The sequence below is a fragment of the Glaciihabitans sp. GrIS 2.15 genome, from assembly GCF_035984695.1.
GTDB lineage: Bacteria > Actinomycetota > Actinomycetes > Actinomycetales > Microbacteriaceae > Lacisediminihabitans.
Genome location: NZ_JAXCHU010000006.1, coordinates 152,593 through 170,754, shown reverse-complemented (window position 1 = coordinate 170,754; position 18,162 = coordinate 152,593). Strand labels below are relative to the sequence as shown.

Sequence of the window (18,162 nt, the reverse complement as noted above, 5' to 3'; positions counted from 1 at the left end):
TCTGGACGGTAACGGTCGACATCAGGTACCCGCGCCAATCTGTGGACAAAGCGCGGTGAGCCGCCGCGCGGAGAAGTGGTGCTAGCCGATGGCCTTTAGCCAAGCCCTTCGGGCATCGAGAGCCTCTTCGGCATCCGTCACCTTCTTGGCATCGCCGCCCACTTTTGCCGTGACGAGCTCGGCTTCGAGCTTGGCAATCGCGTCCTGCAGCTGGCCGGCCAGGCCCTCCGCGCGCGCGAGGCGCTCCGGGTTGCTCTGGTGCCAGTGGTCCTCGTCGAGCTTGCGCACGGCGGTCTCGACCTTGCGCAAGCGATCCTCGAGGGGCTTTACCTTGTCACGCGGCACCTTACCGATGGCGTCCCAGCGTCGCTGGAGCGAGGCAAGCGCGTCCTTTGCCTTGACGCGGTCCGTCACGGCGACCAGCGGCTCGGCCTCGGCGAGAAGGGCCAACTTGAGTTCGAGGTTGGCGCTGAACTCTTCATTGTCCTTGGCATCCACCTCGGACTTGGCCGAGTAAAGAGCGTCTCCGGCGGCCTTGAAGCGAAGCCAAAGCGCGTCATCGAACTTCTTGCCCGCGCGGCCCGCCGCTTTCCAATCGTCTAGCAGGGTGCGGTAGACGGGGATGCCGTCTAGGCCCTGGGCGATGAGGGATTCCGCCTTCTCGGCGAGATCCTGCTTCTTATTGCGGGCATCCTTGTGCACGGAGTCGAGCTCGGCAAAGAAGGCCTTGCGATGTGTCTCGATAATGGTGCGGGCGGCCCGGAATCGTTTCCACAACTCGTTGCTCTCGTTCTTGGGCAGCCGGGGACCATCCGCCTGGTGCTTCTGCCAGCGCGCAAAGATGTCATCCAGCGTGACGCTGACCTGTTTCCACTGCGCCTTGGCCGGGTCCTGGGCGGCAAGCTTCTCGGCTTCGACCACGAGTGTTTCGCGTTCAGCCAGAGCCGCCTCCGTGGCTGCCTTGGTCTCGGCGGTCTGCTTTTCGGTGAGTTCGCCGACCGCCCCCTTCAGGGCGCCGAGTCGCCTGGTGAGGGAGGGCAGGTCGCCGACGGCGTTGGCAGAGCTGACCGTCACCGTGAGAGCGGCGATGGTCTTCGCGACATCCGCTGCCGCCGTGCCGCGCTTGATGCGCTGCTCGAGCAGCGTCACCTGGCCCGCGAGTTCGATGTACTTGCGCTGGAAGTAGGCCATCGCCTCTTCGGGAGTACCGTCCGGGTACTGACCTACCGCGCGCTCACCCTCTCCGTCACGCACGAAGACCGTGCCGGTGTCGTCAACGCGGCCCCATGGGGCCTGATCGTCTGTCGCCAAAAGTCTCACCTTTGCTTGTCGGCCATGCTGTGGAATAGCCGATCTCCAGCCTATTGCACGGTCAGTTGTGTGATCTTCGTCGGAATAACCGGGGTGCCATCGGTGGTGCTCTGCGCCGACGCTGTGACGCCCCCGTCAGCGATCTGGCTCACGAACGCGGGGAGACCGCTCGTGACGCTTCCGAAAAGGGTGTACCCACCGGTGGTGGAGGGCAACTTCGTGTCGGCATAGGTGATGAAGAACTGGCTGCTCTGCGAGTAGGCGGAGTCGCCGCGGGCCATCGCAATAGTTCCGGCGGGATAGACGCCGTCGGTCGGCACGTTCTCGAGCGGTCCAAAACTGAAACCCACATCGCCGGCGCCTTTGCCGTCGACCGAACCGCATTGAATGAGTTTGAACGAATCGCCGTTGGTGAGACGGTGGCAGGTCGCGCCGGTGGTCGTGTAGAAACTCTTCTTCGCGAGATCGATGAAGACCGATGCGGCCTGCGGCGCCTTTGCGCCGTCGAGCGAGATCCCCAGCTTCACAGTATTCAGAGCGAGCGTTCCGGTCCACGCACGACCCTTGGCGATGGTCTTGGCCGGGACAGGGCCGACGTTCTTTTCGGCTGACGCGCTGCTTGATGGGGAGGGTGAAGCGGTCGGAGCGGGCATCCCCGGACCTGCGGTGAAATAAAAGACCTGGGTGAAAGTGGCGAGAGCAGCGATCACGACGACGCTGACGATGGCGACCACATTGTCGCGTCGGCGCCGGGTGACCTGAAGGCTGTGCACGGACTGCCGAGCGTTGTATCGGCGTAGTCGGTCGCGCGCCTCGCGCGCGTCGCGGTCGGCGTTCTTGCTGGATGCCACGGCTAGTCCTTCGGGGTCGGCGCCGCGCTGACGGCAGGAATGTCCTCCTGCACTGTATAGGACGAGCGGTCACCGTCAGGGGCGCTGACTACCATTGATCTCATGGTGGACGACCGGATCGGACTGCGCGCCGGCGCGACCCCTCTCGCCGTGCGGATGCGACCTCGCAGCCTTGACGAGGTCGCGGGCCAGCGCCACCTGCTCACTCCCGGTTCGCCGCTGGTGAGCCTCGCCTCGGACAAGACGGGGGAGCAGGGCGCTACCTCAGTAATCCTCTGGGGCCCGCCCGGCACCGGAAAGACCACCCTCGCCCAGGCCATCGCGCATTCCTCCAGCCGTAAATTTGTCGAGCTCTCTGCGGTCAATGCCGGCGTCAAGGATGTACGCGAAGTCATGGAGCAGGCGATGTCCGCGCGCGACCTCTACGGCGTCACGACCGTGCTCTTCCTTGACGAGATCCATCGTTTCAGTAAGGCCCAGCAGGATGCGTTGCTTCCCGGTGTGGAGAACGGCTGGGTCATCCTCATCGCGGCCACGACCGAAAATCCCTCCTTTTCGGTAATCTCCCCGCTGCTGTCCCGATCCCTGCTCTTGACCCTCGAGGTACTGAGCAACGAGGACTTGGGAACGCTTGTCGACCGGGCAGTGGTGGACCCGCGCGGTCTGGCCGACAAGGTCGTGCTCGAGGACGAGGCCAGGGCCCTCATCATCCGTCTCGCCTCCGGGGACGCCCGGCGTGCCCTCACCGCTCTAGAAGCGGCGGCGCTGTCGGCGTCGTCGACGACCGAAGACAACGAGAAGCCGATCGTGACCGCCGACATCGTTGCGATGGCTGTTGACCGCGCGCTGCTGCGCTATGACCGCAACGGTGACGAGCACTACGACGTGATCAGCGCGTTCATCAAATCGATCCGCGGCTCCGATGTGGATGCCGCGCTGCACTACCTCGCCCGAATGATCGAGGCGGGTGAGGATCCCCGTTTCATCTCTCGCCGGGTGATGATCAGCGCGGCCGAAGACATCGGTATCGCCGACCCGCAGGCTCTTCTCATTGCCGTCGCCGCTGCAGACGCCGTTCAGTACGTCGGGATGCCCGAGGGGCGCATACCGCTGGCGGAAGCCGTCGTGTACCTCGCCACAGCACCGAAGTCCAACGCTTCGTACCTGGCCCTGGATGCTGCGATTGCGGACGTGCGCGCCGGTCGGATCGGACGTGTACCCAAGCATCTGCGTGACGCGCACTATGCCGGCGCAAAGAAGCTCGGGCACGGAAAGGGCTACCGGTATTCGCACGACTCAGAGCTTGGGGTGGTGCAGCAGCAGTACCTCCCCGACGAATTGCGTGACACTCGCTACTACACGCCCACCGAGCACGGTAACGAACGGGATGTGAAGGCACGATTGGAGAAGCTGCGGCGGATCATTCGGGGGGACTAGCAATCTGTTAGTCTTCTTGGTGGTTCTGAGGAGTTCTCTCGGGCCGAAGCCCTCTTCCCAATCTGTCCGCGCTCACGCACGGGCCTCCACGGTGCACTTCCGTTTCGTGGGGGCGAAGAGAATCGAAAGGATTCCGTGTCTACCCAGTCACGTACCCGCAGCAAGACGCGCCTGTCGCGTGCGTTGGGCATCCCGCTCACGCCGAAAGCCGCCAAGTACCTCGAGAAGCGCCCGTACCCTCCGGGGGAGCACGGCCGAACGAAGCGAAAGACCGACAGCGACTACGCCGTCCGTCTTCGCGAGAAGCAGCGACTGCGCGCCCAATACGGCATCCGCGAGGCCCAGCTCAAGATCCAATTCGAAGAAGCTCGCCGCGCCTCGGGGCTGACCGGTGAAAACCTGGTTGAGCAGCTTGAAATGCGTCTTGACGCACTCATCGTTCGTGCCGCGATCGCGCGCACTACCGCGCAGGCCCGCCAGATGATCGTGCACCGCCACATTCTGGTCGACGGCCAGCGCGTCGACCGTCCGTCGTTCCGCGTGAAGCCGGGACAGCTCATCCACGTTCACCCCAAGAGCGAGGGCATGGAGCCGTTCCAGGTTGCCGCGGCCGGCGGTCACGTCGACGTGCTTCCGAAGCTCCCGCCGTACCTCGAGGTCGAGATTGACAAGCTGCAGGCGCGCCTCGTGCGTCGCCCGCTTCGTGCCGAGGTTCCCGTGACCTGTGAAGTACAGCTCGTCGTGGAGTACTACGCGGCACGCTAGGCCTGAATAGGGTGCTTGGCACCCCGTTCGTTACAGTGGGAGCGGATCATCTTCGGATGGTCCGCTCCTTCTGTGTTACCTCGATCGATTGGTGCATCTCATGAGTGGTGGCGACATCGCCGGACTGATCAGCGCCGGCGTGTTTGCGGTGCTCGTCGGCCTCTTGGCTATCCCACTGGTCAAGCTCGGCCGCGTGTTCGACGAAGCAGGAACCGCCATCCGGGACCTTGGCACGAATGTGACGCCGCTCCTCGAAGAGGCCACCACGACGATTTCCGAGACCAACAAACAGCTCGCCCGGGTTGACACGATCACCAGGGGCGTCGCGGAGGCCACGGGCAACGTGGCGTCGCTCGTCGCACTCACGGCCGCCACCGTCGGCGGTCCGCTTATCAAGCTCGCCGGCTTCTCGGCTGCCGTCAAGGTCGCCCTTGGCGCCCTGAAGAGTGGCGCCCTGAAAAGTGGCGCCCGAGGGCCGAAATCTCGTGCGAAGTAAACTGGCATAACCCGCCGCGCCGCAGCATCCGCCACCACTCTAGGGAGCAACCATGAAGAACATCCTCTGGCTCATCGTCGGCGTCGGGCTGGGATTCCTCGCCGCCCACCAGATCAACAAGACCCCGGAGGGTAAGCGGTTCTTCGAAGACGTGGACAGTCGTGCTCACGAGTTCTCCAGTGCTGTTATCGATGGCTATAAGGAGCGCGAAGCCGAGCTTCGTGCCGCCGTGGCCGATGCCGGAGACGCCCTCTCCGATTTCACCGCACGCTGAAAAAAATTCTCTTCTTCGCCATCGGCGGCCCGGAGGGGCACGCCCAGACCTCAGGACACCATGCAGACCGCTGACATCCGAGCCCGCTGGCTCGACTTCTTCGCCGAGCGCGGCCACACCGTAGTTCCCTCCGCCTCCCTCGTGAGTGACGATCCGACGCTGCTGTTCACGGTGGCGGGCATGGTGCCGTTCGTGCCGTACCTGACCGGGCTCGTGCCGGCGCCGTATCCACGTGCAACAAGCGTGCAGAAGTGCATCCGGACCCTCGACATCGAAGAGGTCGGCAAGACGCCACGTCACGGCACCTTCTTCCAGATGAATGGCAACTTCTCCTTCGGTGACTATTTCAAGGAGGGGGCTATCGGCTATGCCTGGGAGCTGCTGACGACCTCCGAAGCCGATGGCGGGTACGGGTTCGAGGAGAGGGATCTCTGGGTGACGGTCTATGAAGAAGACGATGTCTCCTTCGACCTGTGGCGCCGCATTGCCGGGCTGCCTGAGCACCGCATCCAACGCCTCGGCAAAGATGAGAACTACTGGTCGACCGGTCAGCCGGGACCGGCCGGGCCCGACTCCGAGATATTTTTCGATCGTGGGCCGGCCTATGGTGCCGATGGCGGGCCGGCGACAGGGGATGATCGCTACGTCGAGTTCTGGAATCTCGTCTTCATGCAATACCTGCGCGGTGAAGGATCTGGGTACGACTTTCCGATCCTCGGCGACCTTCCGAAGCAGAATATCGACACCGGCATGGGACTCGAGCGGGTTGCCTTCCTCAAGCAGGGCGTAGAGAACATTTACGAGATCGACCAGATCCGCCCGGTGCTCGACCGGGCAGCTGCTCTCTCGGGCCGCCGCTACGGCGCCGACCCCGAAGATGACGTGCGGATGCGCGTGGTCGCCGACCACATTCGTTCCGGACTCATGCTGATGTCGGACGGCGTTACCCCGTCAAACGAGGGCCGCGGCTATATCTTGCGCCGCTTGCTTCGCCGCTCCGTGCGCTCCATGCGCCTGCTCGGTGTGGATGCCCCTACTTTCACGGAGCTCTTCGCTGCCTCGAAGGACGCGATGAAGGCGGCCTACCCGGAGGTCGAGTCCGACTACGACCGCATCCGCAATCTCGCAACGGCGGAGGAGGAGACATTCCTCCGCACCCTCGCCAGCGGCACGACCATCCTCGACCTCGCGGTGGGCAAGACTCAGCGGTCGGGCTCGAAGCAACTCGCGGGAGACACCGCGTTTCTTCTGCACGATACCTTCGGCTTTCCCATCGACCTCACGCTCGAAATGGCGGAGGAAGCCGGCCTCAGCGTCGACCGCATCGCCTTCGACGCCCTGATGCTCGAACAGCGCACGATGGCGAAGGCGGATGCCAAGGCCAAGAAGACGCTTCTGGCCGACCTCTCCGTCTACAGTGCGTTCCGGGCGCTGGGTGAGACGGTCTTCACCGGCTATGACCATTTCGACACCGACACGAGAATCCTCGGCCTCATTGTTGACGGGGTGTCAGTGACGAAGGCCGTCGCCGGTGAGATCGCGGAGGTGATCCTTGCGGAGACCTCGCTCTACGCGGAGGCTGGTGGCCAGGAAGCGGATGCCGGCAGCATCGTCGGCACCGGGTTCGATCTCGAAGTGCTCGATGTGCAGCGCCCGGTCAAGGGGCTCGTGAGCCATCGCGTGCAGGTGCGCAGCGGAGAGGTCGGGGTGGGGGATGCCGCTACCAGCGTGGTTGATCGCGACTACCGCCGCGGCGCAACCCAGGCGCACTCGGCGACCCATCTGATTCACGCCGCGCTGCGGGAGGTCCTCGGACCGGATGCTCACCAGGCCGGATCCGACAACCGTGCGGGGTACCTGCGACTCGACTTCAACTGGAACAAGCCGCTGTCGTTGGCGACGCGCACCGAGATCGAGGGTATCGCGAACGACGCCGTGCGGCAGAATCTCGAGGTGTCGACGCGAATCATGCCGCTTGATGATGCTCGCGCGCTCGGCGCGATGGCTCTGTTCGGCGAAAAGTATGGCGATGAGGTGCGGGTCGTGGAAATCGGCGGACCCTGGTCGCTTGAACTCTGTGCGGGCACCCATGTCGCTCGCAGCTCGGAGATCGGCCTCATCAACGTGATCAGTGAGGCCTCGGTCGGGTCGAGCAACCGTCGTATCGAGTCTCTGGTCGGCAGGGAAGGGTTCCGCGACCTCGCTGTTGAGCGCGCGATCGTCAGTGAACTGACGTCGACCCTGAAGACACCGCGAGATCAGGTTTCGGCGCGCATCTCCGAGTTGCTCGCCAGTCTCAAGGCAGCGGAAAAGCGCATTTCTGAGTTCGAGGACGCAGCGCTCACAGAGCGTGTTCCCGCGCTCTTGGCCGAGGCGACCAGGATTGGAGCCGTGACCGCAGTGATCAGCAATGTGGGCACTCTCTCTTCTTCCGACGACCTGCGTCTGTTGGTAACCTCTGTGCGCGGTCGGCTCGGTACCGACCCGGCCGTAGTGGCACTCGCGGCGGATGTCGCAGGCAAGCCCGCAGTGATCGTCGCCACCAATGAAGCGGCACGCGCCCTCGGGTCTCGGGCCGGCATGCTCGCCAAGAGCGCTGCGGGGATCCTCGGCGGCGGTGGCGGCGGCAAAGACGATCTCGCCCAGGGTGGCGGATCGAACGTCCGCGCAATCGCCACGGCGCTCGAGGCCATCTCGGCCGGACTTCCGAGGTAACGGTGCGACCAGGCGTGCGCCTCGGGATCGATGTGGGGAAAGTGCGTATCGGGGTTGCTTCGAGCGACCCGCACGGGATGCTGGCCACCCCGGTGAGCACGATTGCTCGAGGCGATGGTGATATCGCTCGGATCCTGGCCGAGGCAACCGAGCGTTCCGTGGTCGAAATCGTGATCGGGCTGCCACTCGCACTGTCGGGAGCCGATTCGGCCTCGACCCGGGATGCGCGAGACTTCGCGTTGCGGGTGGCGATGAGCGGCGACATCCCGGTACGGATGGTCGACGAACGGTTATCCACAGTGTCGGCGACCCGCGCGTTGCAAGCGTCAGGTCGCAACTCGCGCCGGTCGCGGTCCGTGATCGACCAGGTTGCGGCCGTGATAATTTTGCAGCATGCCCTCGACGTCGAGCGCACCGGTGGAGCACTGCCGGGAGCGGTTGTCGTCTCCCCCGAAGGACGGTAACCGTGGCCGATGATCCGAGCTGGGATGAGATCTTTTCGTCACAACCCCCGTCCGGCGGCGGTGCTACCGACGCGCCACCGCCAGCTGCTTCAGCTCCGAAGAGCCGCCGGGAAGCCCGAGGATCGGCGGCCACCACACACAATGCCTCCCACAATGCAGCCCGCGATCGAGCCGCGACCCGGCGAGGACACTCTGGCCGGGTTGACGAGCATGGCCTCGTGCGGCGCAAGAAACCCCGCCGGAGCCTCGCGTGGCTCTGGGTGTTTCTCTCCATCATCGTGGTGCTCGGGGTCGTGTCGACGGCGGTGTGGTTCACCTTCCAGCCCCAGATCCAGAAGGTCCTCGGGGTGGAACCGCCGATCGACTACACCGGTGGCGGCAGCGGAAAAGTCGTCGTGACCATCGAAAACGGCCAGGTTGGCGGGGACGTTGCCAAGACACTTGCGGTTAGAGGCGTGACGAAGACTACGACGGCGTTCTACAAGCTTCTGCTTGTGCAAGTCCCGCAGGTGACCTTCCACCCTGGTAGCTACCAACTCAAGAACCGCATGAGCGCCAAGGCCGCCCTTGCGGCGCTCGTTGACCCGAAGAATAGGGTATCGACCCGCGTCTCGTTTCCCGAAGGAATTACCGTCAAGGGCATCATCGCGAAGCTTTCCAACCTCAGCGAAAGCACGGGGGTCACCAAGGCCCAGCTTGAAGCCGCGGCCGCGGACTATACGTCATTCGGGCTCCCCGCGGCGGCCCCGAGCCTCGAGGGCTATCTCTTTCCGGCGACCTACTCGTTCGAGCCGGGCCAAACAGCCCACCAGATCCTCCAGGGCTTCGTGACCGAGATGTTCACGCGGCTGGATGCGGCGGGCGTCGCCGTTGCGGACCGGCACAGGGTGCTGACGCTCGCAGCCCTTACGCAAAAGGAGGGTGGTCCCGTCGCGGACTTCCCGAAGGTCTCCAGGGTTTGGGATAACCGCATCGCGAAAAGCATGAATCTGCAGTCGGATGCGACGGTGGCCTACGGCGCGGGGTCGACGAGTATCAACACCACGCCCGCCCAACGCGCCGATAAAGGCAACCGATACAACACCTATGCCAACCAGGGCCTGCCGATCGGACCGATCTCGAATCCCGGAGAAAAGGCGATCGAGGCGACGCTTCATCCCGTGGACGGCACCTGGCTGTACTTCGTGGTTGTGAACTGCTCAACGGGAGAGACGGCGTTCTCCGATACCTTCGCTCAGCACCAGGCTGCGAACGCACAGCTCGGCGCCTGGCTGAAGGCGAACCCGGGCGGGTGCAATTAGCTGCATGGTGACGAGACTCGCCGTGCTCGGATCTCCGATAGCTCACTCGAAATCCCCTGCCCTGCACAGCGCCGCCTATCGAGTACTCGGACTCGATTGGCGCTACGAGGCGATCGAGGTCGCGCCGGCCGGCCTCGAGGACTTCATCAGGTCTCGTGGAGTTCAGTGGCGCGGACTGTCCCTGACGATGCCGCTCAAGCATGACGTGCTGCCCCTGCTCGACTTCGCGGACCCGGTGGCCGCGCTCAGCGGAGGAGCCAACACGGTGTTATTCCGCCAAGGCGAGGGCGGGCCGACCCTGCACGGCTTCAATACGGACGTGTTCGGCATTGCCGAAGCATTTCGCGACGCCGGCGTCGCGCGCCTCTCTACGGTGCGGATGCTCGGAGCGGGCGCGACCGCCGCATCGGCTCTCGTCGCCGTTGCCCAACTCGGTGCGGATCGCGTTCTCGTTTCGGCCAGGTCAGAGATCAAACTCGTTGTACTGGTGGAACTCGGCCGGCAGCTCGGTGTCGACGTGCGCACGGCGCGCTCGGACAGCGTCGACGGCGGCATCGTGCCGGATGCGGTGATCAGCACCCTGCCCGGCGGGGCGGATCATCCGTATCGATTCGATGCCTCGACCCGAGAGTCCTCGGTACTGTTCGACGTGGCCTACGACCCGTGGCCCTCGCCCCTTGCGGCGAGTTGGCTCGAAGCCGGTGGCCGAGTGATCCCGGGTATCGAAATGCTGGTGAACCAGGCCCTCATGCAGGTGCGGATCTTCGTGGGGGGCGGGGTCGATCGCATCCTCCCGCGCGAGGAGGCGGTGCTTGCGGCGATGCGGGAATCAGTCGGGCTTTAACCGCAGGGTCGCTCGTCTGCCTTTGCCTATTTGACTCGAGATGCAGCGAATGCGGTGTCGTGGGCGTCCGCAGCGACCAAGCATCTTCGTCTGCTGTGGGAGGATTCTCTTATGCTTCGATGGTTGACCGCAGGGGAATCGCACGGTCCCGAACTGATCGCTATTCTTGAGGGTCTCCCGGCCGGAGTGCCGGTGTCGATGGCGGCCATCCAGGCTGACCTGCACCGCCGAACACTCGGCTATGGGCGCGGAGCGCGCCAGAAGTTCGAGCAGGATGCGCTGACCATCAGTGGCGGCATCCGCTTCGGACTGTCGATGGGGAGCCCGGTCGCGCTACGGATCGGTAATACCGAGTGGCCGCGCTGGGTCGAGGTGATGAGCGCAGAGCCGGTAGACCCCCTGTCGCTGCCGAAGGGTCGTGGTGCGCCGCTCACCCGTCCGCGGCCCGGTCATGCTGATCTTGTCGGGATGCAGAAGTACGGCTTCGAGGAGTCTCGGAACGTGCTCGAACGGGCGAGCGCCCGGGAGACTGCGGCAAGGGTCGCGCTCGGTGCCGTTGCCCGGGCGTTCCTTGGTGAGCTGGGTATCCACCTGGTGTCGCACACCCTCTCGATCGGAGCGACGCGGGTTCCTGACGGATCGGCGCTTCCCGGTATCGCGGATGTGCCGGCGCTGGACGCCGACCCCTTGCGCTGTTTCGACCCCACGACCTCCGCGCTCATGGTGGCCGAGGTGGATTCCGCACACGAGGATGGCGACACCCTCGGGGGTGTCGTCGAGGTGCTCGCCTACGGACTGCCTCCCGGCCTTGGCTCCTACACGCACTGGGACCGGCGGCTCGACTCCCAGCTCGCGGCTGCGCTCATGGGCATTCAGGCCATCAAGGGCGTCGAACTCGGAGACGGATTCCTCACCGCAACGCGACGCGGCTCAGAGGCCCACGACGAACTGTTCCAGAGCGTCGACGGGATCACCCGATCGAGCGATCGCGCCGGCGGAACCGAGGGAGGCATGAGTACCGGAACGGTCCTGCGGGTGCGCGCGGCGATGAAACCGATCTCGACAGTGCCCCACGCCCTCCGAACGGTCGACATCGCCACCTCGGCGGCGGGCGAGGCCCACCACCAGCGATCGGATGTCTGCGCCGTGCCTGCCGCCGGAGTCGTCGCCGAAGCCATGGTCGCCCTCGTACTCGCAAACGCCGTTCTTGAGAAGTTCGGCGGCGATTCGGTGGTCGAGACAAAGCGCAACCTCGACGGCTACGTCGCCGCGATCCCGGCCAACCTCGCCACGGCCTCCGAATCCGATCTCCTGCTCGGCTCATGATCGATCGCACTCCCGAGCCCGGACAACCGCACCTTGTCCTGATCGGGCCTCCGGCGGCGGGAAAGACACGACTCGGGAAGAGGATCGCCCGGATCCTGGGGGCATCGTTCATCGACACCGACCGTCGGATCGTGGCACGGCATGGGCCGATCGCCCAGATATTCAGCGAATACGGTGAGAAGTACTACCGCGCGCTCGAGCGATCGGAAGTGACGAAGGCGCTGGGGGAACGCGCGGTCGTGGCGCTCGGCGGAGGCGCGATCATCGATCCGCTCACCCAGGCAGACCTCGTAGCCCATCGGGTTGCGCTCATCACCGTGAGTTCCGATGCGGTCGCCGCGCGGATTCTCGACAGTAAACGTCCCCTCGTGTCGGGTATCGACACCTGGTCGGAATTGGTCGCCTCCCGACGCGAGATCTACGAACGGCTCGCCACTCGCACCTGGGACACCTCTCACCGGCCGATCGATGAGATCGCCAGCGAGATCGCGGGCTGGATCATCGAAGTGACTCCGCCAAAGTGACTCCGCCAAATTGACTCCGCCAAATTGACTCCGCCAATTGACTCCGCCGAATGAATGAGGAGCTGCCATGAGCACAACAACCATCACCGCGATGGGTGTCGATCCCTACGACATCCTCGTGGGCCGCGACATCCTCTCCACACTTCCCGCGTTGATCGGTTCGAACGCTCGCAAGGTGCTCATCGTGCACCCGGCGACACTCGGTGCGCGCGCTGAGGGCTTGCGGGAGGCGCTCAGCGCCGACTATGAGGTACTTCTTGCCGAGATTCCGGATGCCGAGACTGGCAAACGCGTCGAGGTCGCGGCGTTCTGCTGGCAGGTGATGGGACAGGCAGATTTCACCAGAACCGACGTCGTGATTGGATTCGGTGGGGGAGCGGTCACTGATCTCGCAGGGTTCGTTGCGGCGACCTGGCTGCGTGGCATCCGCCTGGTAAATGTTCCGACGACGCTGCTGGGAATGGTCGACGCGTCGATCGGCGGCAAAACCGGTATCAACACCAACGAGGGCAAGAATCTTGTCGGAGCCTTCCACGCCCCGGCCGGCGTGGTCGTCGACCTCGATACGCTTGTCGGGCTCAGCCAGATGGAGATCCTCGCCGGCTTCGGGGAAGTGGTCAAATGCGGCTTCATCGGGGAGCCGGAGATCCTCGACATTATCGAGCGGAATGTGGATGTCGCGACCGATTCGACATCCGAGGAGTTCCGCCGAATGGTCGAGCTCTCGATCGGGCTCAAGGCAAGGGTCGTGAGCGAGGACTTCAAGGAGAATGGGCTGCGGGAAATCCTGAACTACGGCCACACCCTTGGCCATGCGATCGAATATGCGGAGCGGTTCCAGTGGCGCCACGGGGCCGCCGTCGCGATCGGAATGGTCTACGCCGCGGAGCTGGCTCGGCTCACCGGGCGACTGCCGGATGTCGTGGTTGACCGGCACCGCAGCATCCTCACCTCGCTACAGCTGCCGATTTCTTACCCGGCCGGACGGTGGCAGACGCTGCTCTCGGTGATGAAGCGCGATAAGAAGGCCCGTGGAGCGCTGCTGAGATTCATCGTGCTCGACGACATCGCGAAGCCGACAGTGCTTACCGGGCCCGACGAGAGCCTGCTGTTCGCGGCGTACCAGGAGATCGGCTCGTAGGCTCAGCGGAGTCGAGCCGTCAAGTGGAGGTCTGCAACACCCTGCGCGCCCGCGTGTGACACGCGCGCCGGAAGGTGCGGGCGCGGGTGGCACTCGAGGGGGCGGAGGTGCGGAAAAGCGGTGCCTGGTATTCGCCGAGACTCTCAGGATCCGCGTCGGGCATCCCCTCAGCCCAGCGACCGCTAAACTCGCTCGCATGGTGAGCATCCTCGTTCTCAACGGCCCGAATCTCGGCCGCCTCGGAAGCCGCGAACCGGATGTCTACGGCAGCGGCACCCTTGATGACCTGCGTGTCGCGTTGGATCGTGAGGCTCCTCCCGCCCACGCGATCGATCTTCGCCAGACCAACGACGAGGCCGAGTTGATCGCCTGGCTCTATGAGGCCGTCGATACCGCGAGCCCGGTCATCCTCAATCCGGCCGCCTTCACGCACTACTCCTACGCGCTACGGGATGCCGTGGCGCTGGTCACCAAGGCCGGGTTGATCCTGGTGGAGGTGCACATCTCGAACCCCCACGCCCGGGAGGAATTCCGCCATAACAGCGTGATTTCGGGGGTGGCGACCGGGGTGATCGCCGGATTCGGATTCGACTCGTATCTGCTCGCGCTCGACGCGATCAACCGCAAACTCGGCTGAACCGGTAGACTCGCTAGCTGGTTTCCCCGCGCGGGATCGCTGATTCTCTTCACCCTCAGATCGAACGGATTTACAGTCATGGCCTCAACCGCTGACATCAGGAACGGCGTCGTTCTCAACATGGACGGCCAGCTCTGGACCGTGATCGACTTTCAGCATGTGAAGCCGGGCAAGGGTGGCGCCTTCGTTCGTACCAAGGTCAAGAACGTGATGAGTGGCAAGGTCGTCGACCGCACTTTCAACGCCGGCGCGAAGATCGAGACCGAGACTGTCGATCGCTCCGAGTTTCAGTACCTCTACGCCGACGGCGAGAACTACGTGTTCATGGACGTCGGAAACTACGACCAGATCACCCTCACCGCAGCACAGGTCGGGGATGCGGTCAACTTCATGCTCGAGAACCAGAACGTGACGATCGCGCTTCACAACGGCGACCCGCTCTATGTGGAGCTCCCGGCATCCGTCACTTTGGAGATCACCTACACGGAGCCCGGACTCCAGGGTGACCGTTCGACCGGCGGTACGAAACCCGCGACAGTGGAGACCGGCTACCAGATCCAGGTGCCGCTTTTCCTGGAGCAGGGAACCAAGGTGAAGGTCGACACGCGCGACGGCAGCTACCTGGGTCGCGTCAACTAGTGGGTGCGCGAACCAAGGCGCGCAAGCGCGCGATCGATCTGCTGTACGGAGCTGACCTGCGCGAAATCTCGTTAAACGCGGCGATCGCGCTCGAGGCGGATCGCGCGAAGAGCGAACCCGACCGCTGGAACTCCTGGGTCTACGCCCGCACCATCGTGGAGGGGATCGGCGAGCACGGCGATGAGATCGACGAGCTCATCGAGACCTACGCGCAGGGCTGGACAATCAACCGTATGCCGGTAACCGATCGTGCGATCGTGCGCATCGGCATCTGGGAGCTGCTCTTCAACGATGAGATCCCCGACAGCGTGGCGATCTCCGAGGCTGTTGAAGCGGCCAAGTCGCTGAGTACAGCGGATTCCGCCGGGTTCGTCAACGGCCTGTTGGGACGGATCGCCCAGACCCGCGCTTAGCGTTTGCGGGCCCGTTCACTGGATGGGTGCTCACGGCGCTGCGGATGGCGACTGCCGGAATATTTCGCTTCGTTACCCTTCGGTTCGATTCGGGAGGACCGGAACCGTAGCTTCATAGGGTGACTGCTTCTTTTCCCGCTCGCCCCGTCAGCGCCCCTGCGCTTTCGGTGTCGCTCCGCGGAGTCAGCCGGTCCTTCGCCGCATCCGAACGCGGGATTCCTGCTCGGCAAGTTCTCACCGATGTGACGCTCGAAATCTCTCCCGGCGAGATCGTGGCGCTCATCGGTCCCTCCGGTTGCGGAAAGTCGACCCTACTCCGGCAGGTCATCGGGCTGGATTCACCCAGTTCCGGCGAGGTGCGCATCGACGGTAGCGCGCTCGTCGGCATCGATCAACGCTGCGCCATCGCGTTCCAGGAGCCGCGGCTCCTCCCGTGGCGTTCGATCGTCCGAAACGTCGAAATCGGTTTACCCCGCGGTACGGATCGCGCTAGCGGAAACTCCAGGGTCACAGAGCTCCTTCATCTCGTGCAGCTCGAAGAGTCGAGTCAACTTCGCCCTCGCCAGGTTTCCGGCGGAATGGCACAGCGGGCGGCTCTCGCCCGAGCCCTCGCTCGCGGTCCCGGTGTGCTCGTGCTCGACGAACCATTCGGTGCTCTCGATGCGCTGACTCGGCTCACCATGCAGGATCTCCTCCTCGACATTCATGCCGCGGAACCGGCGACGATCATTCTGGTCACACACGATGTGGACGAGGCGCTCTACCTCTCTGACCGCGTTGTGCTCCTCGGCCAGGCCCCGGGGACGGCCCCTGGCAGCGGATCCGGCATCGTACGAATCGTGGATGTGCCGGGCGCCAGGCCTCGAGATCGCGCGGATGCCCGGCTCGCGCGCATCCGCTCTGAACTTCTTGAAGGCCTGGGTGTTGAGCGTCATCACCAGGTCATTCCGCAGCCCACCTGAGCAAAAAAGCACTCACTCTTCCCGCCCGATTACAGAGGAAAACAGCATGCATAAGAAAATCATTGGTTTCGTGGCCCTTGCCGCCACGGTCGGCCTTCTGCTCGCCGGCTGTGCCGGGGAGGGCTCTGCTTTAGTGCCGAAATCGACAGCGGCACCCACTGTGGAGAAGTGGAGCGCTCCCGTGCTCAACATCGACTTTGCGACGTACAACCCGCTGAGCCTGATCATCAAAAACAAAGGCTGGCTCGAGGCCACACTCGGCGACAAGGTGAAGGTGAACTGGGTTCAGTCGGCTGGTTCGAGCGCGGCGAATCTCGCCTTGCGTTCCGGTGCAATCGACATCGGCTCGACCGCTGGATCGGCTGCCCTCCTCGCTCGCTCAAACGGTTCCCCGATCAAGACGATCGACGTCTACTCGCAGCCCAACTGGGCTGCGATCGCCGTGCCCAAGGGTTCAACGATCAAGTCGGTTGCCGACCTCAAAGGGAAGACGATCGCGGTAGCCAAGAGTACCGATCCGTATTTCTTTCTTCTCCAGTCGCTCGAGAAGTTCAAGGTACCGCTCGACTCGGTCACCATCGTGAACCTCGCCCACGCTGACGGGAAGGCTGCTCTTGAAAGTGGTCGGGTCGATGCGTGGTCCGGTCTTGATCCGCTTCTGTCCGCCAGCGTCGTGACCTCGGGATCGTCGGTGATCTACGACAACCCCTCCTTCAACAGCTACGGTTTCCTGAACGCCACCGAGTCGTTCATTTCCCGGTCTCCTGATCTGGCGCAGCTAGTTGTCAACGCCTACGAGAAAGCCCGTGCGTTCGCGGTCAAGGATCCGTTGGCAACGGCGACGATCCTCTCCACCGTTGCCGCCATCAGTCCGTCGATCGCCACCAACGTCATTGAGAACCGCAGCAAACTCGACATCTCCCCGATCCCGGGCGCCCGCCAGACCGCGGTGCTCAAGGTCATCGGACCGGTGTTCGTCCAGTCTGGGGATGTCGCCAATCAGGGTCTGATTGACGCTGCCCTGAAGAGCCTGTACGAGACTTCCTTCGCGAAGAAAGCCGATCCGTCGGCTCTGAAATAGCGGTGGCAATCCGATCGAACAGCGAAGCGGATGTCGCCGCAAACGAGGCCGCTACGGTGCTGCAGTCTGCACCAGAGTTCGAACACTCGGTCGAGGGTACGGCGCTCGCCCCGCCCATCCGCCGCACTCAAAAACGGCCACGCTGGTTCACATTTCTGGTCGGTGCGGTTGTGCCGGTTGCTCTCATCGTCTTCTGGCAGTTGCTGTCAACATCCGGGATCATTCCGGCCTATCGTCTCCCTACCCCGATCTCGGTGTGGGAGGCGGGTGTCGACCTGTCCGCGCGCGGACTGCTTCTGCAGGACGTGGCGATCTCGACGCAACGGGTACTTTTGGGTTTCTTCTTAGGATCGATCAGCGGGCTTGCCGTCGGAGCAGTCATCGGGCTGTCGCGATGGGCGAGCCTGCTGGTCGCCCCGACAGTGGGCGCGTTCCGGGCGGTGCCCTCACTGGCGTGGGTGCCGCTGCTCATCCTGTATCTCGGTATCCACGAGGACTCCAAAGTCTTGCTGATCACGATCGGTGCGTTCTTTCCGGTCTACACAACAGTCTCGGGGGCGCTTCGCCATGTCGACCATCAGCTGGTCGAGGTGGGACGAGCATTTGGCCGCAGCCGGATGAACCTGCTGCTGATGGTGCAGCTCCCGGCGATCGTGCCGACTGTCGTTTCGGGTCTCCGGCTTGCCCTCGCACAATCGTGGCTCTTTCTTGTCGCGGCCGAGTTGATTTTCTCATCCATCGGTCTCGGCTTTCTGCTCAAGGAATCCCAGGACAACGGACGCATCGACCGATTGTTCCTCGCGATAATTCTTCTCGCGGTCCTCGGCAAGCTGACGGATGCCCTCATCGGTGTGCTTGAGCGGTCCCTACTGCGCCGATGGAGCTGATATTCCGGTGGAATTGGTGAGGCTCGGGAGGCTCATGGGGTTCGGCGAAAAGGTGGAGTGGGGCAGCTCGGCTGAGGATGATCCGTGGCCGGTG

At 63.9% G+C, this 18,162-nt stretch carries 19 protein-coding genes; 17 read left to right on the top strand and 2 right to left on the bottom strand.

Features of this window, described 5'->3' with window-relative positions; translation table 11 throughout:
* Nucleotides 1–81: 81 nt before the first annotated feature.
* Together RCH11_RS10545 and RCH11_RS10540 are read right to left on the bottom strand one after the other, a co-directional pair.
* Nucleotides 82–1,311 (bottom strand): DUF349 domain-containing protein, encoded by a 1,230-nt coding sequence (locus RCH11_RS10545; protein ID WP_327056957.1) that lies wholly within the window; start codon nt 1,309–1,311, stop codon nt 82–84.
* A gap of 50 nt (nt 1,312–1,361) precedes the next feature.
* A complete protein-coding gene (locus tag RCH11_RS10540; RefSeq protein ID WP_327056956.1) occupies nt 1,362–2,162 on the bottom strand; it encodes a peptidylprolyl isomerase in 801 nt (266 codons plus the stop codon).
* A gap of 102 nt (nt 2,163–2,264) precedes the next feature.
* Here RCH11_RS10540 and RCH11_RS10535 point away from each other — a divergent pair, with 102 nt between their 5' ends.
* The 17 genes from RCH11_RS10535 to RCH11_RS10455 all read left to right on the top strand — a co-directional run bounded on the left by RCH11_RS10535 (nt 2,265) and on the right by RCH11_RS10455 (nt 18,068).
* Nucleotides 2,265–3,599: a replication-associated recombination protein A gene (locus RCH11_RS10535; RefSeq protein WP_327056955.1), complete on the top strand. Its 1,335-nt coding sequence runs from the start codon at nt 2,265–2,267 to the stop codon at nt 3,597–3,599.
* 135 nt (nt 3,600–3,734) lie between these two features.
* Nucleotides 3,735–4,364, top strand: coding sequence for a 30S ribosomal protein S4 (rpsD, locus tag RCH11_RS10530; protein WP_327056954.1), 630 nt, complete (start codon nt 3,735–3,737; stop codon nt 4,362–4,364).
* 100 nt (nt 4,365–4,464) lie between these two features.
* Entirely contained in the window at nt 4,465–4,860 is a 396-nt protein-coding gene (locus RCH11_RS10525; protein WP_327056953.1) for a DUF948 domain-containing protein, read from the top strand.
* A gap of 52 nt (nt 4,861–4,912) precedes the next feature.
* The gene (locus tag RCH11_RS10520; RefSeq protein WP_327056952.1) at nt 4,913–5,134 is read left to right on the top strand and encodes a hypothetical protein; all 222 of its coding nucleotides are present in this window, start codon (nt 4,913–4,915) and stop codon (nt 5,132–5,134) included.
* A gap of 60 nt (nt 5,135–5,194) precedes the next feature.
* Nucleotides 5,195–7,849, top strand: a complete 2,655-nt coding sequence (gene alaS / locus RCH11_RS10515; RefSeq protein ID WP_327056951.1) for an alanine--tRNA ligase — start codon at nt 5,195–5,197, stop codon at nt 7,847–7,849.
* Between the two features lie 2 nt (nt 7,850–7,851).
* A complete protein-coding gene (gene ruvX, locus RCH11_RS10510) occupies nt 7,852–8,313 on the top strand; it encodes a Holliday junction resolvase RuvX (protein WP_327056950.1) in 462 nt (153 codons plus the stop codon).
* Nucleotides 8,314–8,531: 218 nt separating this feature from the next.
* A complete protein-coding gene (gene mltG, locus RCH11_RS10505) occupies nt 8,532–9,614 on the top strand; it encodes an endolytic transglycosylase MltG (protein WP_327056949.1) in 1,083 nt (360 codons plus the stop codon).
* Between the two features lie 4 nt (nt 9,615–9,618).
* Nucleotides 9,619–10,458: a shikimate dehydrogenase family protein gene (locus RCH11_RS10500; RefSeq protein ID WP_327056948.1), complete on the top strand. Its 840-nt coding sequence runs from the start codon at nt 9,619–9,621 to the stop codon at nt 10,456–10,458.
* A 111-nt stretch (nt 10,459–10,569) separates the two neighbouring features.
* Nucleotides 10,570–11,784, top strand: coding sequence for a chorismate synthase (gene aroC / locus RCH11_RS10495; protein WP_327056947.1), 1,215 nt, complete (start codon nt 10,570–10,572; stop codon nt 11,782–11,784).
* Nucleotides 11,781–12,308 carry a shikimate kinase gene (locus RCH11_RS10490; RefSeq protein WP_327056946.1) on the top strand — a complete coding sequence of 176 codons (528 nt, stop codon included), beginning with the start codon at nt 11,781–11,783 and terminating at the stop codon, nt 12,306–12,308. Before aroC ends, RCH11_RS10490 begins: the two co-directional genes overlap by 4 nt.
* A gap of 67 nt (nt 12,309–12,375) precedes the next feature.
* Nucleotides 12,376–13,449 carry a 3-dehydroquinate synthase gene (aroB, locus tag RCH11_RS10485; RefSeq protein WP_327056945.1) on the top strand — a complete coding sequence of 358 codons (1,074 nt, stop codon included), beginning with the start codon at nt 12,376–12,378 and terminating at the stop codon, nt 13,447–13,449.
* Between the two features lie 196 nt (nt 13,450–13,645).
* A complete protein-coding gene (locus RCH11_RS10480) occupies nt 13,646–14,086 on the top strand; it encodes a type II 3-dehydroquinate dehydratase (RefSeq protein ID WP_327056944.1) in 441 nt (146 codons plus the stop codon).
* A gap of 78 nt (nt 14,087–14,164) precedes the next feature.
* A complete protein-coding gene (gene efp / locus RCH11_RS10475) occupies nt 14,165–14,725 on the top strand; it encodes an elongation factor P (protein ID WP_327056943.1) in 561 nt (186 codons plus the stop codon).
* Nucleotides 14,725–15,138: a transcription antitermination factor NusB gene (nusB, locus tag RCH11_RS10470; protein ID WP_327056942.1), complete on the top strand. Its 414-nt coding sequence runs from the start codon at nt 14,725–14,727 to the stop codon at nt 15,136–15,138. The genes efp and nusB overlap by 1 nt, the downstream gene beginning before the upstream one ends.
* Before the next feature lie 119 nt (nt 15,139–15,257).
* Nucleotides 15,258–16,100 carry an ABC transporter ATP-binding protein gene (locus RCH11_RS10465; RefSeq protein WP_327056941.1) on the top strand — a complete coding sequence of 281 codons (843 nt, stop codon included), beginning with the start codon at nt 15,258–15,260 and terminating at the stop codon, nt 16,098–16,100.
* Nucleotides 16,101–16,146: 46 nt separating this feature from the next.
* Nucleotides 16,147–17,181 carry an aliphatic sulfonate ABC transporter substrate-binding protein gene (locus RCH11_RS10460; protein ID WP_327056940.1) on the top strand — a complete coding sequence of 345 codons (1,035 nt, stop codon included), beginning with the start codon at nt 16,147–16,149 and terminating at the stop codon, nt 17,179–17,181.
* A gap of 2 nt (nt 17,182–17,183) precedes the next feature.
* Nucleotides 17,184–18,068 carry an ABC transporter permease gene (locus RCH11_RS10455; RefSeq protein WP_442789036.1) on the top strand — a complete coding sequence of 295 codons (885 nt, stop codon included), beginning with the start codon at nt 17,184–17,186 and terminating at the stop codon, nt 18,066–18,068.
* Nucleotides 18,069–18,162: the final 94 nt, after the last annotated feature.

What these genes read in the sequence shown, in the direction of transcription:
- aroB (WP_327056945.1), top strand. Translation starts at nt 12,376, where the DNA reads ATGAGCACAACAACCATCACCGCGATGGGTGTCGATCCCTACGACATC.
- RCH11_RS10460 (WP_327056940.1), top strand. Translation starts at nt 16,147, where the DNA reads ATGCATAAGAAAATCATTGGTTTCGTGGCCCTTGCCGCCACGGTCGGC.
- aroC (WP_327056947.1), top strand. Translation starts at nt 10,570, where the DNA reads ATGCTTCGATGGTTGACCGCAGGGGAATCGCACGGTCCCGAACTGATC.
- alaS (WP_327056951.1), top strand. Translation starts at nt 5,195, where the DNA reads ATGCAGACCGCTGACATCCGAGCCCGCTGGCTCGACTTCTTCGCCGAG.
- RCH11_RS10490 (WP_327056946.1), top strand. Translation starts at nt 11,781, where the DNA reads ATGATCGATCGCACTCCCGAGCCCGGACAACCGCACCTTGTCCTGATC.
- RCH11_RS10520 (WP_327056952.1), top strand. Translation starts at nt 4,913, where the DNA reads ATGAAGAACATCCTCTGGCTCATCGTCGGCGTCGGGCTGGGATTCCTC.
- RCH11_RS10480 (WP_327056944.1), top strand. Translation starts at nt 13,646, where the DNA reads ATGGTGAGCATCCTCGTTCTCAACGGCCCGAATCTCGGCCGCCTCGGA.
- RCH11_RS10535 (WP_327056955.1), top strand. Translation starts at nt 2,265, where the DNA reads ATGGTGGACGACCGGATCGGACTGCGCGCCGGCGCGACCCCTCTCGCC.
- efp (WP_327056943.1), top strand. Translation starts at nt 14,165, where the DNA reads ATGGCCTCAACCGCTGACATCAGGAACGGCGTCGTTCTCAACATGGAC.
- RCH11_RS10525 (WP_327056953.1), top strand. Translation starts at nt 4,465, where the DNA reads ATGAGTGGTGGCGACATCGCCGGACTGATCAGCGCCGGCGTGTTTGCG.
- RCH11_RS10500 (WP_327056948.1), top strand. Translation starts at nt 9,619, where the DNA reads ATGGTGACGAGACTCGCCGTGCTCGGATCTCCGATAGCTCACTCGAAA.